Below are 13,781 nucleotides of genomic sequence, written 5' to 3' on the forward strand. Positions count from 1 at the left end.
GAGGTGTTCACCGAGGTGTTCTGGGCGTCGCTGCACGGACTCGCGACCCTGACCCGCGCGGGCCGCCTCCGCCCGGAGGAGGCCGAGCTCAGGGTGGCGCTCCTGGTGGACCGGCTCGCCGACCCCTGACCTGCGCCGACCCCCGCCGCGGCCACCACCGGGGGACGCCGGGCCGGGCGCGCGGCATGTCGTGCGCGTATCGAGAACCGCATACGGCACGGCAACGCCGCCCCGTCTTCACTGGCCGTATGTCTCGCACCGCACTGCCGCCCACCCCCGCACCGAGCCGGCGGACGCCGCCGCGGATCGTCCGGCTCGTGACCCGGCCCGGGCCCTGGCGCCGCGGCCGGATCCCGGCCGCGCTCGCGCTGCTGCTCGGTCTGCTGCTGATGCTGCACGCGCACCTCACCGACCGGTTCGGGCTCGGCAGCCTGGTCGAGACGTTCCTGCCGTGGTGCGGGGCCCTCGTGCCGCTGCTGCTGCTCTGCGGGCTGTGGCGCCGCTCGGCCGCCGCGCTCGTCGCGCTCCTGGTGCCCACCGTGGTCTGGGTGAGCATGTTCGGCAGCGTGTTCAGCGACCGGTCATCCGGTGCGGGCGGCGACCTCACCGTCGCCGAGCACAACGTCGCCGAGGCCAACCCCGACCCGGCGGGCACCGCCCGCTCCCTGGCCGGGTCGGGCGCCGACGTGCTGGCCCTCGTGGAGGTGACGGACCAGGCCCTGGGCACGTACGAGAAGGAGCTCGCGGGCACGTATCCGTACCACGCGGCCCTGGGCACGGTCGGCCTGTGGAGCAAGCTGCCGCTGTCCGGCGTGCGGACCGTCGACATCCGGACCGACGCGGGCCCGCTGGGCGCCACCAAGACCGCCGCGGAGAAGCTTCCCGGCAACCGCGCCCTGCGCGCGACCGTGGCCACCGACCGGGGCCCGCTCGCCGTCTACGTGGCCCACCTCGGCTCGGTCCGCGTCATGCCCCGCGGCGGCTTCTGGACCGAGTCCAGGGACCGCAACGCGACGGCGCTCGGCGAGGCCCTGGCCGCCGAACGCAGCGCGCGCGTGGTGCTGCTCGGGGATCTCAACGGCACCACGGACGACCGCGCGTTCGACTCCCTCACCGACGGGCTCCGCTCGGCGCAGGACGAGTCGGGCTCCGGGTTCGGCTTCACCTGGCCGGCCTCGTTCCCGATGGTGCGCATCGACCAGATCCTGCTGCGCGGGGTGCACGCCGAGAAGTCCTGGGTGCTGCCCGGCACGGGCAGCGACCACCTGCCCGTGGCGGCGGACATCAGCTGGTGAGAGGGGGCGGCGTCCGGCCCGCGGCCGGGCGCCGTGATCGATTCGCAACCGATTTCCCGCTTGTCCGGAACCCATCAACCGGCGTCCGGATTACGCTCCGTTCATGTGACCACCTCAGTTCCCCCACCGGACCGCAGCCACGAACGTCCGCCCGTGTACGTCATCGGCGGCGGCCCCGGCGGCCTCGCCGCGGCCGCGAGCCTGAAGGCGCACGGGGTCCGTGCCGTCGTGCTGGAGAAGTCCGACCGGGTCGGCGCCTCGTGGCGCGGCCACTACGACCGGCTGCACCTGCACACCACCCGGCGGCTCTCGGCGCTGCCCGGGCTCCCCATGCCGCGCCGGTTCGGCCGCTGGGTCGCGCGCGACGACGTGCTGCGCTACCTGGACAAGTACGCCGAGTACCACGACCTCGAGGTCGTCACCGGCGTCGAGGTCACCCGCGTCGACCGCGCCGCCGACGGGTCCGGCTGGGTGCTGCGGGCCACCGGCGGCCGGGAGCTGCGCTCGGCGGCCGTCGTCGTCGCCACCGGGTACAACCACACCCCGCGGCTGCCGGACTGGCCCGGCGCCGCGTCGTACACGGGCACGCTGCTGCACGCGGGCGAGTACCGCGACCCCGCGCCGTACACCGGGCAGGACGTGCTCGTCGTCGGCGTCGGCAACACGGGCGCCGAGATCGCCGTCGACCTCGCCGAGGGCGGCGCCGCCCGCGTCCGGCTCGCCGTGCGCACCGCCCCGCACCTCGTGCGCCGCTCCACGTTCGGCTGGCCCGCGCAGCGCACCGGCATCCTGTGCCGCCGCCTCCCGGTCCGCCTCGTCGACCGGCTGGCCGTGCCGCTGGCCCGGATCAGCGTCCCGGACCTGGCGGACAAGGGGCTGCCGCGGCCCGACACGGGGCTGTACGCGCGGGCCCGCGCCGGGTCGATCCCGGTCCAGGACGTGGGCCTGATCGACGCGGTGCGCACGGACGCGGTCGAGCCGGTCGCCGCGGTCGCCTCCTTCGACGGCGACGCGGTCGTGCTCGCCGACGGCGCCCGGATCACGCCGGACGCGGTCGTCGCGGCGACCGGGTACCGGCAGGGTCTGGAGCCGCTCGTCGGCCATCTCGACGTCCTCGACCCGGACACCGGCCGGCCGCGCGCCCGTGGCGCCCACACCGTGCCGGGGGCGCCCGGCCTGTACTTCCAGGGGTACACCAACCCCATCAGCGGCATGTTCCGCGAGATGGCCCTGGACGCCGAGCGCATCGCCAAGTCCCTGGCCAGGGGCCGCTGATCCCGGGCCGGCGCACGAGGTGCCGACGGCCCGCGGAGTGGGCAGGAATTCCCCTGCGGCCCCCAGGACCGCACATCCGTACCAGGCTTTGCCTGCAGCCCTGTTCCTGACGCAGCGTCAGTTCAGTAATCTGACTGTGCGTCAGTTATCTCTCAGCGGCCGCGCACCACCGGCCAACCTCACAGGAGCGGGCGGACGATGCTTGGATCGACATACGGCACCCTGACCACCGACTCCCGCCGGGCCCGCGTGATCGCCTGCGGGGAACAGCCCGGCCCCGCCGTCCACGGCACGGCCGGAGCCGACGACCGCGACGTCAGCGGGCGGCCGCTCAGCGCCGACGTGCCCGACCTGGACCGCTTCTTCCGGCCCGAGTCCGTGGCCGTCGTCGGCGCCTCGGACGCGGAGGGCCGGCCCAACACCGGCATCACCCGCCAGCTCATGAGCTGGGCGGAGCGGGTCGGCGCGCGCATCCACCCGGTGCACCCGACCCGCACGACGGTGTTCGGGCTGCCGTGCTCCCGCACCGTCGCCGAGCTGCCCGAGGACGTCGACCTCGCGGTGCTGCTCGTCGCGGACCCGATCCCGGTCGTCGAGCAACTCGCGGACACCAAGGTGAAGTTCGCCGTCGCGTTCGCCTCCGGGTTCGCCGAGACCGGCGAGGCGGGCGCGGACGCGCAGCAGCGGCTGGCCGAGGCCGTGGACCGCTCGGGGCTGCGCCTGCTCGGCCCGAACACCAACCTCAACGCCTTCGAGCGGTTCCGCGACGACCTCGACGGCCCGGCCATCGCCCTCATCACCCAGTCCGGGCACCAGGGCCGCCCCGTCTTCACCCTCCAGGAGCTGGGCATCCGGCTCTCGCACTGGGCCCCGACCGGCAACGAGGCCGACCTCGAGACCGCCGACTTCATCTCCTACTTCGCCGAACGCCCCGAGGTCGGCGCCATCGCCGCCTACGTGGAAGGGCTCAAGGACGGCCGGTCGTTCCTGCTCGCCGCGGACCGGGCCGCACGCGCCGGGGTGCCGGTCGTCGCCGTGAAGGTGGGCCGCACCGAGACGGGCGCCCGCACCGCCGCCTCGCACACCGGCAAGCTGACCGGCGCGGACACCGTGGTGGACGCCGCGATGCGGCAGTTCGGCGTCATCCGGGTCGACGGACTCGACGAACTCCAGGACACCGCCGCCCTGCTGGCCCGCGCCAGGCCGCCGCGGGCCGACGGCGTCGTCGTCTACTCGATCTCCGGCGGCACCGGCGCGCACTTCTCCGACCTCGCGACGGCCGGCGGGCTCGACCTGCCGGTGCTGTCCGAGGCCAGGCAGACCGAACTGCACCAGTGGATACCGGAGTACCTGAACGTCTCGAACCCCGTCGACAACGGCGGCCACCCGGTCGGCGACTGGCGGGGCCGCAAGATCATCGACGCGATCCTCGCCGACCCGTCCGTGGGTGTCCTGATCTGCCCGATCACCGGCCCGTTCCCGCCGATGAGCGACAAGCTCGCGCAGGACCTGGTGGACGCCGCCGAGCAGACCGACAAGCTCGTGTGCGTCGTGTGGGGCTCCCCCCTCGGCACCGAGGAGGCGTACCGCACGACGCTGCTCGGCTCCTCACGGGTGGCGACCTTCCGCACGTTCGCGAACTGCGTCACCGCCGTCCGCGCCCACCTGGAGCACCACCGCTTCACCGCCTCCTACCGGTCGCCGTTCGAGGAGGCGCCCCGCACCCCCTCGCCGTCCTTCCGCAAGGCGCAGGCGCTGATGCGGCCCGGCAAGCAGCTGAGCGAGCACGCGGCCAAGCAGCTGCTGCGCGCCTACGGCATCCGGGTGCCGCGCGAGCAGCTCGTGACGAGCGCGGCGGCGGCCGTGCGGGCCGCCTCCCAGGTCGGCTACCCCGTCGTCATGAAGGCGTCGGCGCCGCAGCTCGCCCACAAGTCCGAGCTCGGCCTGGTGAAGGTCGGGCTGACCTCGGCCAGCCAGGTCCGCGACGCCTACCGCGACCTGACCGACATCGCCCGCTACGAGGGCATCGACCTGGACGGTGTCCTGGTGTGCCAGATGGTCGAGCGCGGCATCGAGATGGTCGTCGGGGTCACGCACGACGACCTGTTCGGCCCGACCGTGACGGTGGGCCTGGGCGGGGTGCTCGTGGAGGTGCTGAAGGACACCGCGGTCCGGGTGCCGCCGTTCGGCGAGGACCAGGCGCGGGCCCTGCTCGGCGAACTGCGCGGCCACGCCCTGCTCGACGGGGTGCGCGGGGCGCCGCCCGCCGATGTCGACGCCCTCGTCGAGGTGATCCTGCGCGTGCAGCGCATGGCCCTCGAACTCCACGGCGACCTCGCGGAACTGGACGTCAACCCGCTGATGGTGCTGCCGCGCGGACAGGGCGCCGTGGCCCTGGACGCCCTCGCCGTGTGCCGCTGACGCCATCGGCCCCGCACCGCCGCCACCCGCCGCCGACTCACCGAGGGATGCCGCAGACGATGACCCGACCCGTGACCGAGACCGTGCTGCACCGCGCCGAGCACGGCGTCTGCTGGATCACCCTCGACCGGCCCGAGGCGATGAACGCCGTCACGTGGGACCAGCGCGAGCGCGTGATCGCCCTGCTCGCCGACGCCTCCGCCGACCCGGACGTGCGGGCCGTCGTCCTCACCGCCACCGGCCGGGGCTTCTGCGCGGGCGCCGACCTGCGGGGCGGCCCGGCCGAGACCCGGGAACGGGTGAGCGGGGACATCGCCCGGACCATCCGGCGCGGCGCGCAGCGGCTCATCGCCGCCGTCCTGGACTGCGAGAAGCCGGTGATCGCGGCGGTGAACGGCACGGCGGCCGGCATCGGCGCCCATCTCGCGCTCGCCTGCGACCTGGTGCTCGCCGCCGAGTCGGCCCGGTTCGTCGAGGTGTTCGCGCGGCGCGGCCTGGTGCCGGACGGGGGCGGCGCCTATCTGCTGCCGCGCCTGGTCGGCCCGCAGCGCGCCAAGGAGCTGATGTTCTTCGGCGACGCGCTGCCGGCGGCGGACGCGGAGCGGCTCGGCCTGGTCAACCGGGTCGTGCCGGACGCCTCGCTCGCCAAGGAGGCGCGGGCCTGGGCCGAGCGGCTCGCGTCCGGCCCGACCCGCGCGCTCGCGCTGACCAAGCAGCTGGTGAACGCGTCGCTGGAGAGCGACCGGGCGACGGCGTTCGCCGCGGAGGCGGTGGCACAGGAGCTGAACATGGGGACCCGGGACGCGCAGGAGGGCGTCGCCGCGTTCGTGGAGCGCCGCACGGCGACGTACGAGGGCCGGTGAGGCGGGGAGGGCCCGTCCGGCGCCCCGCCCCGGTGTTGTCACATCCCTTCCTATCTGACGGCCCGTCAGGTCTACTGGGACCATGATGGGACACGCAGGGATGGCGGCCACCGTCGTCCGGTACCTCAGGTCGGTCGGCGCCCCGACGGCGGCGGCGCCCGTCGAGCCGCTGCCCCGCCCCGACCTGCGGGCGGTGCGCGACGACGAACGGGCGCCGGTGGATCCCGCCGAGTTCCGCCGGGTGCTCGGCACGTTCGCGTCCGGGGTCACGGTCGTCACGGCGCCCGGCGAGGAGCCCGCCGGGTTCGCCTGCCAGTCCTTCGCGTCCCTGTCCCTGGACCCGCCGCTCGTCGCCTTCATGGTGGCGCGTACGTCGACGACGTGGCCGCGGATCGCTCGCGCGGGCGTGTTCTGCGTCAACGTCCTGGCGGCGGACCAGGGCGAGCTGTGCCGGGGTTTCGCGGTGAGCGGGGCGGACAAGTTCGCGGGGGTCGCGTACGACGCGGCGCCGGTCTCCGGGTCCCCGCGGCTGGCCGGGGCGGCGGCGTGGGTGGACTGCGTGATCCATGCGGTGCACACGGGGGGCGATCACCTGATCGTCGTGGGGCGCGTGCGGGCGCTCGGTACGGATCAGGGCGCGGCGGGGCCGCTCCTGTTCCACCGGGGCCGCTTCGCGACCCTGCCCGGCTAGCCACCTGCCCTCGACCGCCCGTCGCCGGGTGCGGGCCGGTGGGGCTTCTCGCGCCCCGCGGCGAAGCCGCTGATGGATGCAGCCCCGCGCCCCTGGAAGGCTCCGCCTTCCTCGGGGAAATGCGGCGCGCAGCGCCTGCATTTCAGGGGCGCGGGGAACTGCGCGACCAGCCCCCACCGGAGGGAAAGCCGAAGACCAGGGTCAGGCGGCAGCACCTCGTCGCGTCACCAGGGACATCAGCGCGGCCACCGCGCACAGCGCCCCCGCCGCGTACCAGACCACGTCGTACGACCCGAACACGTCCCGCGCCACACCCCCGAGGAACGCCACGACCGCCGCCCCCACCTGGTGGGACGCCAGCACCCAGCCGAACACGATCGCCGAGTCCTCCCCGTAGTGCTCGCGGCACAGCGCCATCGTGGGCGGCACGGTGGCGACCCAGTCGAGCCCGTAGAAGACGATGAAGAAGAGCATCGGCGGGTGCACGCTCGGCGCGAGCAGCATCGGCAGGAACAGCAGCGAGACGCCGCGCAGCGCGTAGTACACGGCCAGCAGCCGGCGCGCCTCGAAGCGGTCCGTGAACCAGCCGGAGGCGATCGTGCCGACGACGTCGAAGACCCCGATGACGGCGAGCAGCGACGCCGCGGCCGTGACCGGCATGTGGTGGTCGTGGGCGGCCGGCACGAAGTGTGTCTTGACGAGCCCGTTGGTCGAGGCGCCGCAGATCGCGAACGCCCCGGCGAGCAGCCAGAACGGCCCGGTGCGGGCGGCCCGCGCGAGCACCCCCACGGCCCGCCGCGCGGCGCCGGTGACGGGCGCCGGCTTGGGCACGAACGCCGGTGCCCCGTACGGCTTCACGCCCACGTCCGCGGGGTGGTCGCGCAGCAGCAGCCACACGAACGGCACGACGGCGAGCGCCGCGAGCGCGACCGTGACGGCGGCGGGCCGCCAGTCGTGCCGCGAGACGATCCAGGACAGGAGCGGCAGGAAGACCAGCTGCCCGGAGGCGCCGGCCGCGGTCAGGATGCCGGTGACGAGGCCGCGACGGGCGACGAACCAGCGGTTGGTGACCGTCGCGGCGAAGGCGAGCGCCATCGAGCCGCTGCCGAGCCCGACGAGCACGCCCCAGCACAGAACGAGCTGCCAGGCGGCGGTCATCCACACGGTGAGCAGCGAGCCGACCGCGATCACGGTGAGCGCCACGGCCACGACCCGGCGGATGCCGAACCGGTCCATGAGCGCGGCGGCGAACGGTGCGGTGATCCCGTACAGCGCGAGGTTCACGGACACCGCGAAGCCGATGGTGCCGCGGGACCAGCCGAACTCGTCGTGGAGCGGCTCGATGAGCAGCCCCGGCAGGGAGGCGAAGGCGGCGGCGCCGATGATCGTCACGAACGTGACCGCGGCCACGGCCCAGGCCCAGAAGGGGGAGCTGCCGCCGCCGGACGCGGCCCTGCCCGGGGCCGCGGAATTCTGCGTAGTCGTCGTCACACGGGAGAGCCTGCTCGACCGCGGGCCACCGGACGAGTGGCCCGGACGACATCCTTCGCTAGGATCGGGCCATGAGCACCGACCGGCACCGCGTCGCCGTCCTCGCCCTGGACGGGGTCATCCCCTTCGAGCTGGGCATTCCGCAGCGCATCTTCGGCCGCGCCCGCACCCCGGCGGGCGAGCCGCTGTACGAGGTGCTGACCTGCGCCGTGCGGGCGGCGGGCCCGGTGCGGACGGACGCCGACTTCGCGATCCTGGTCGAGCACGGCCCCGAGGCGCTGGCCACGGCGGACACCGTGATCGTGCCGGCCTCGTACGAGCTGGGGCCCGTGTTCGAGGAGGGCCGGCTGACGCCCGGGCTCGCCGCCGCCCTCGCCCGCGTGCGGCCCGGCACGCGCATGGTCTCCATCTGCACCGGGAGCTGGGTCCTCGCCGCCGCGGGGCTGCTCGACGGGCGCCCGGCGACGACGCACTGGGCGGACGCCGACGCGTTCCAGGCGATGTTCCCCGCGGTCCGGGTGGACCCCGACGTCCTGTTCGTCGACGACGGTGACGTGCTGACCTCGGCCGGCGTCGCCGCGGGGATCGACCTGTGTCTGCACATCGTGCGCGGCGATCACGGCGCGGGCGTGGCCAACGACGTGGCGCGGCGCACCGTCGTGCCCCCGCACCGCGACGGCGGCCAGGCCCAGTACGTGCACCGCCCGGTCCCCGAGCCCGGCCTCGCCTCCACGACCGGGGCCCGCGCCTGGGCACTGGCGCGGCTGCACGAGCCCATCCAGCTGCGGGACATGGCGGAGCAGGAGTCCATGTCGGTGCGCACGTTCACCCGGCGGTTCCGCGAGGAGGTCGGGGTCAGCCCGGGCCAGTGGCTGACCGGGCAGCGCGTCGAGCACGCCCGGCATCTCCTGGAGGCGTCGGACCTGCCGATGGACCAGGTGGCCCGCGCGTCCGGCTTCGGCACGGCGCAGTCGATGCGCCAGCACGTCCAGGCCGCGCTGGGTCTCACCCCGACCGCGTACCGCCGCACCTTCCACAGCTAGGGCCTGTTTCGCACGTGCCGAACCGGCGGCACGGTCACTTCCTGGAGCGGTAGTCCCCGATGTTCGGCATCGTGTTGTGCTGCGCCAGCGCGTTGTACTGGTACTTGTTGCGGGCCGCCTCGACGCGGCTGTCCTGCTCGATGCGCAGGCCCTCCGCGCTCTCGGTCGTGCTGCGGCGCCGTGCGACCTTCCAGCACAGCAGGGCCGCGAACAGCCCCAGCACTCCCAGCAGAACCCCGACCGCCGCCATGCGCACCCCCGTCGCCCGGGGCGGACACGGCCCGCCCCACCGTCCTTTCACGATAATCGAACGGTTCCGTGCAGGGTAGGCGGCGGGGGCGCCGTGCGGTGCGGTGCCGCTGCTCAGAAGGTGAGCACACCGCGGGCCACGCGGCCCGCCTCCGCGTCCTCGACGGCCTTGCCGAAGTCCTCGACCGGGTAGGTGCGGGTCACCAACTCGTCCAGCAGGAGCCGCCCTTGGGCGTACAGGTCGGCGTAGAGCCGGATGTCGCGCTGGGGGCGCGAGGAGCCGTAGCGGCAGCCGAGGATCGACTTGTCCAGGAACAGCTGGGCCGGCACGAAGGAGGCCTCCGCGTCCGCGGCGGGCATGCCGAGCAGGACCGCCTGCCCGTGCCGGTCGAGGAGGTCGATCGCGGCCCGGACCAGCTCGGTGCGGCCCACGCACTCGAAGACGTGCCCCGCGCCGTCGGGCAGCGCCTCGCGCACCGCCGCGACATCGGTGAGGAACGTGGTGGCGCCGAACTGCCGGGCCGCCTCCTCCTTGGCGGGGTTGGCGTCCACCGCGACGATCGTCGAGGCGCCCGCGATCCGGGCGCCCTGGAGGACGTTGAGGCCGACGCCGCCGGTGCCGATCACGACGACGGAGTCACCGACGGCGACGCGGGCGCGGTTGAGCACGGCGCCGACGCCGGTGAGGACGCCGCAGCCGATGAGCGCGGCCGACGTCAGCGGGAGCTCCGCCGGGATCTTCACCGCCTGGACGGCCTTGACGACGGTCCGCTCGGCGAACGCCGAGTTCGACGCGAACTGGAACAGCTCCTTGCCGCCCCGGGAGAACGGCCGCCCCGGCATCCCGATCGCCTTGCGGCACATCGTCGGCCGGCCCCGGTCGCACTCGGCGCAGGCCCCGCAGTTCGCGAGCGTGGACAGGGACACGTGGTCACCGGCCGCCACATGGGTCACTCCCGCCCCGACCGCCTCCACCACTCCGGCACCCTCGTGCCCGAGAACGACGGGCCGCGGGAACGGGATCGTCCCGTCGATCACCGACAGGTCGCTGTGGCACAGCCCGGCCGCGGCGACCGCGACGAGCACCTCCCCCGGCCCCGGGTCACGCACCTCCAGGTCGTCGGCCACCACGACCTGCTCACCGTCGAACACCACACCCCGCATGACGCCTCCCTGTGCTTGCCGGGGCCTTGCGGCCCTATCCGCGACCGGTTCGTTCTCTGGGCAGACCGAGCACCCGCTCGGCGATGATGGTGCGCTGGATCTCGTCCGAGCCGCCGTAGATCGTGTCGGCCCGGCTGAACAGGAACAGCCGTTGCTGCGCGTCGAGTTCGTAGGGCGCGTCGGGCGACCAGTCGGCCGGTCCGACCGCCGCCGCGGCTCCGCGCACCCGCAGCGCCAGCTCCCCGAGCCGCTGGTGCCAGCCGCCCCACAGGAGCTTGGCGACGCTGGGCGCACCCGCCGCCGCGGCCTCGCGCGGGTCGCCACCGAGCGTGCGCAGCGCGTGCCAGCGCATCGTGCGCAGCTCGGCCCACAGCCGCACGAGCCGCTCGGCGGTCACCGGGTCGTCCGCGGCGCCGGACGCGACCGCGGCCCGGGTCACCTCGCGCAGCTCCTCGGCGAAGCCGATCTGCTGGGCCAGCGTGGACACGCCCCGCTCGAAGCCGAGCAGGCCCATCGCGACCTGCCAGCCGCCGCCCTCCGTTCCCACGAGGTCCTCGGCGACGGCCCCGTCGAAGAAGACCTCGTTGAACTCGCTGGTGCCGGTCAGCTGCCGGATGGGCCGCACGTCGATCCGGCCCGGCTGGTCCATCGGCACGAGCAGGAACGACAGCCCGTGGTGGCGGCGCGAGCCCGCCTCGGTGCGGGCGAGGACGAAGCACCGGTCGGCCTCGTGCGCGAGCGAGGTCCACACCTTCTGCCCGGTGACGCGCCAGCGCCCGTCGGCGTCGCGCACCGCGGAGGTGCGCAGCGAGGCCAGGTCGGAGCCGGCGCCCGGCTCGCTGTAACCCTGGCACCACAGCTCCTCGCCGCGCGCGATCGGCGGCAGGTAGCGCCGCCGCTGCTCCTCGGTCCCGTACGCGAGGAGGGTGGGGGCCAGCAGGTTCTCGCCGATGTGGCCGTAGCGGCCCGGCGCGCGGGCCCGCGCGTACTCCTCCGCCCACACGACCTGCCGGGTCAGGGTCGCGGTCCGGTTGCCGTAGCCGTCCGCGTCCCAGCCGAGGCCGATCCAGCCGCCCTCGCCCAGCTCCCGTTCCCAGGCGCGCCGTGCGGCGCCGCCCTCGTGCTCGCTGCCCGGGCCGCCGCGCCCCAGGGCGCCCGCGAACCGGCCGTCGAGGTGCTCCGCGAGCCATGCCCGCGCCTCCTGCCGGAAGCCCTCGTCCCCGTCCCCGAACCCGAACTCCACGCCGTCACCGCCTTCCTGTGCGGACCGCCGGTTCCCGTACGCCTACTGGTTGGGCCGTTCCCGGGCCGCCGCCGCCCGCGCCATCTCCTCCAGCCGCGCGAGCATCGGCATCGGGTCGGTGCCCACGGTGCCGGGCAGGAAGTCGGCGATCCGCTCCGGCGTCCAGGGCCCGTCGGCGTACCCGGCGCGCAGCTCGCGGGGCTGCGCCCACACGGCGATCTTCGGTCCGGCGACGGTGTAGACCTGGCCGGTGATCTTCTCCTCGCGGGCCCGGTCGCTGAGCAGGTAGACGACGAGGGCGGCCACGTCCTCCGGTTCGCCGATCTCCTTCAGCTCCATGGGCACGTTGGCCGACATACGGGTGCGGGCGACGGGCGCGACGGCGTTGGCGGTGACCCCGTACTTGTGGAGGCCGAGCGCGGCGCTGCGCACCAGGGAGATGATCCCGCCCTTGGCCGCGCTGTAGTTGGCCTGGGCCACGGAGCCCTGGTGGTTGCCGCTGGTGAAGCCGACGAGCGTGCCGGTGCCCTGCTTGCGCATGACGGCCGACGCGGCGCGGAAGACGGTGAAGGTGCCCTTGAGGTGGGTGGCGACGACGGGGTCCCACTCCTCCTCGCTCATGTTGAACAGCATCCGCTCGCGCAGGATCCCGGCCACGCACACGACCCCGTCGAGCCGTCCGTACTCGGCGAGCGCGACGTCCACGATCCGCTGCCCGCCGGCCATCGTGGACACGTCGTCCGCGACGGCGACGGCGGCGCCGCCGGCCGCCTCGATCTCCTTGACCACGCCGAGTGCCACCTCGGAGGTGGGCTCGCCGCCCTCGACGGACACCCCGTAGTCGTTGACGACGACCTGCGCGCCCTGTGCGGCGCAGGCGAGCGCGACCGCCCGCCCGATGCCCCTGCCCGCCCCCGTCACGGCGACGACCTTGCCTGCCAAGAAGTTCCCCACGCCCGGCCCCTTCCCGCGGTTTCTGACGACCCGTTAGATTTCTCTCGGGTTCGGATTCTACGACCCGTCAGATACCGGAACACAAGACCCGGGAGGACCCGATGCCCCTGCCCGCCGAGTTCCACGAGATCGCCAAGCGCGTGAACAACTGGGGGCGTTGGGGTGCGTCCGACGAGATCGGCACCCTGAACCTGGTCACCGACGAGGCCGTCCGCGCGGCCGCCGCCGAGGTCCGCACGGGGCGCCGGGTGGCGCTCGCGCTGCCGCTCAAGGAGGACGGCGTGCAGTCGGGGCTCATCCCGGGCCGTATCAACCCGTTCCACACCATGGTGCAGATCAACCAGGAGATCTTCGGCCCCGGCACCGTCGCCACCAGCGACGACGCGGTGACGATGGGGCTGCAGGCGGCCACCCACTGGGACGCGCTCACGCACGTCTCGCACTCGGGCCGGCTCTACAACGGGCGGCCCGCGGACACCGTCACGGCGCACGGCGGCGCCGAGTACAGCGGCATCGGCACGGTCCCGTACGTCGTCGCGCGCGGGGTGCTGCTCGACGTGGCGGCGGCGAAGGGGCTCGACCGGCTGCCCGGGGACCACGCGGTCACGCCCCAGGACCTCGACGAGGCCGCGGAGTTCGGCCGGGTGACGGTCCGGCCCGGCGACGTCGTCCTGGTCCGCACCGGGCAGGTCCAGGTGTACCTGGCGGGCGACAAGCACGGCTACGGGTACCCGTCACCGGGGCTCTCCGTCCGTACCCCGGAGTGGTTCCACGCCCGTGACGTCGCGGCGGTCGCCAACGACACCCTGACGTTCGAGATCTTCCCGCCGGAGATCGAGGACCTCTGGCTCCCCGTCCATGCGCTCGACCTCGTCGAGATGGGCATGCTCCAGGGCCAGAACTGGAACCTGGAGTCCCTGTCCACAACCTGTGGAGAACTTTCCCGCCACTCGTTCCTGCTCTCGGCCATGCCGGAGCCCTTCCAAGGAGCGACGGGCACCCCGGTGGCCCCGGTGGCAGTCTTCTAGCCCCTGCGTACGGCCCCGGTGCGGGTTCGGTGGGGGCTGGTCGCGCAGTTCCCCGCGCCCCTGA

General features: G+C 74.3%; 12 protein-coding genes and 1 pseudogene. 8 read left to right on the plus strand and 5 right to left on the minus strand.

The genetic code is table 11. The features are described from left to right. The 6 genes and pseudogenes from GTW43_RS36820 to GTW43_RS36845 form a co-directional block, all read left to right on the plus strand. Nucleotides 1-129: pseudogene (locus tag GTW43_RS36820) on the plus strand (TetR family transcriptional regulator); the annotation flags it as partial. 119 nt (nucleotides 130-248) lie between these two features. After that, on the plus strand, nucleotides 249-1,295 hold the full coding sequence (locus GTW43_RS36825) for an endonuclease/exonuclease/phosphatase family protein (RefSeq protein WP_161306313.1): 1,047 nt from the start codon (nucleotides 249-251) through the stop codon (nucleotides 1,293-1,295). Between the two features lie 105 nt (nucleotides 1,296-1,400). Further along, nucleotides 1,401-2,570 (plus strand): NAD(P)/FAD-dependent oxidoreductase, encoded by a 1,170-nt coding sequence (locus GTW43_RS36830; RefSeq protein ID WP_161306314.1) that lies wholly within the window; start codon nucleotides 1,401-1,403, stop codon nucleotides 2,568-2,570. Between the two features lie 198 nt (nucleotides 2,571-2,768). Further along, a complete protein-coding gene (locus GTW43_RS36835; RefSeq protein ID WP_161306315.1) occupies nucleotides 2,769-4,991 on the plus strand; it encodes an acetate--CoA ligase family protein in 2,223 nt (740 codons plus the stop codon). A gap of 59 nt (nucleotides 4,992-5,050) precedes the next feature. Continuing rightward, the gene (locus tag GTW43_RS36840; protein WP_237537011.1) at nucleotides 5,051-5,854 is read left to right on the plus strand and encodes an enoyl-CoA hydratase-related protein; all 804 of its coding nucleotides are present in this window, start codon (nucleotides 5,051-5,053) and stop codon (nucleotides 5,852-5,854) included. 82 nt (nucleotides 5,855-5,936) lie between these two features. Next, nucleotides 5,937-6,545, plus strand: coding sequence for a flavin reductase family protein (locus GTW43_RS36845; RefSeq protein ID WP_161306317.1), 609 nt, complete (start codon nucleotides 5,937-5,939; stop codon nucleotides 6,543-6,545). A 201-nt stretch (nucleotides 6,546-6,746) separates the two neighbouring features. Here the strand turns inward: GTW43_RS36845 and GTW43_RS36850 are convergent, their stop codons facing one another. After that, complete coding sequence (locus GTW43_RS36850; protein ID WP_161306324.1) at nucleotides 6,747-7,955, minus strand: MFS transporter; 1,209 nt, start codon at nucleotides 7,953-7,955, stop codon at nucleotides 6,747-6,749. Nucleotides 7,956-8,107: 152 nt separating this feature from the next. On the opposite strand from GTW43_RS36850, the gene GTW43_RS36855 reads away from it, so the two are divergent. Further along, entirely contained in the window at nucleotides 8,108-9,079 is a 972-nt protein-coding gene (locus tag GTW43_RS36855) for a helix-turn-helix domain-containing protein (RefSeq protein WP_161306318.1), read from the plus strand. A gap of 34 nt (nucleotides 9,080-9,113) precedes the next feature. Here GTW43_RS36855 and GTW43_RS36860 read toward each other — a convergent pair whose 3' ends face one another. From GTW43_RS36860 to GTW43_RS36875, 4 genes are all read right to left on the minus strand, one after another. Beyond that, complete coding sequence (locus GTW43_RS36860; protein WP_161306319.1) at nucleotides 9,114-9,329, minus strand: hypothetical protein; 216 nt, start codon at nucleotides 9,327-9,329, stop codon at nucleotides 9,114-9,116. 113 nt (nucleotides 9,330-9,442) lie between these two features. After that, nucleotides 9,443-10,492: an alcohol dehydrogenase catalytic domain-containing protein gene (locus GTW43_RS36865; protein WP_161306320.1), complete on the minus strand. Its 1,050-nt coding sequence runs from the start codon at nucleotides 10,490-10,492 to the stop codon at nucleotides 9,443-9,445. Nucleotides 10,493-10,526: 34 nt separating this feature from the next. Then, nucleotides 10,527-11,735, minus strand: coding sequence for an acyl-CoA dehydrogenase family protein (locus GTW43_RS36870; protein WP_161306321.1), 1,209 nt, complete (start codon nucleotides 11,733-11,735; stop codon nucleotides 10,527-10,529). A 42-nt stretch (nucleotides 11,736-11,777) separates the two neighbouring features. Beyond that, nucleotides 11,778-12,689 carry an SDR family oxidoreductase gene (locus GTW43_RS36875; RefSeq protein WP_161306322.1) on the minus strand — a complete coding sequence of 304 codons (912 nt, stop codon included), beginning with the start codon at nucleotides 12,687-12,689 and terminating at the stop codon, nucleotides 11,778-11,780. A 101-nt stretch (nucleotides 12,690-12,790) separates the two neighbouring features. Here GTW43_RS36875 and GTW43_RS36880 point away from each other — a divergent pair, with 101 nt between their 5' ends. Then, entirely contained in the window at nucleotides 12,791-13,717 is a 927-nt protein-coding gene (locus GTW43_RS36880) for a cyclase family protein (protein WP_161306323.1), read from the plus strand. The last annotated feature ends 64 nt before the right edge of the window (nucleotides 13,718-13,781 follow it).

Source organism: Streptomyces sp. SID5785 (assembly GCF_009870065.1).
GTDB lineage: Bacteria > Actinomycetota > Actinomycetes > Streptomycetales > Streptomycetaceae > Streptomyces.

What these genes read in the sequence shown, in the direction of transcription:
- GTW43_RS36840 (WP_237537011.1), top strand. Translation starts at nt 5,051, where the DNA reads ATGACCCGACCCGTGACCGAGACCGTGCTGCACCGCGCCGAGCACGGC.
- GTW43_RS36880 (WP_161306323.1), top strand. Translation starts at nt 12,791, where the DNA reads ATGCCCCTGCCCGCCGAGTTCCACGAGATCGCCAAGCGCGTGAACAAC.
- GTW43_RS36835 (WP_161306315.1), top strand. Translation starts at nt 2,769, where the DNA reads ATGCTTGGATCGACATACGGCACCCTGACCACCGACTCCCGCCGGGCC.
- GTW43_RS36845 (WP_161306317.1), top strand. Translation starts at nt 5,937, where the DNA reads ATGATGGGACACGCAGGGATGGCGGCCACCGTCGTCCGGTACCTCAGG.
- GTW43_RS36855 (WP_161306318.1), top strand. Translation starts at nt 8,108, where the DNA reads ATGAGCACCGACCGGCACCGCGTCGCCGTCCTCGCCCTGGACGGGGTC.
- GTW43_RS36860 (WP_161306319.1), bottom strand. Translation starts at nt 9,329, where the DNA reads ATGGCGGCGGTCGGGGTTCTGCTGGGAGTGCTGGGGCTGTTCGCGGCC.
- GTW43_RS36865 (WP_161306320.1), bottom strand. Translation starts at nt 10,492, where the DNA reads ATGCGGGGTGTGGTGTTCGACGGTGAGCAGGTCGTGGTGGCCGACGAC.
- GTW43_RS36825 (WP_161306313.1), top strand. Translation starts at nt 249, where the DNA reads ATGTCTCGCACCGCACTGCCGCCCACCCCCGCACCGAGCCGGCGGACG.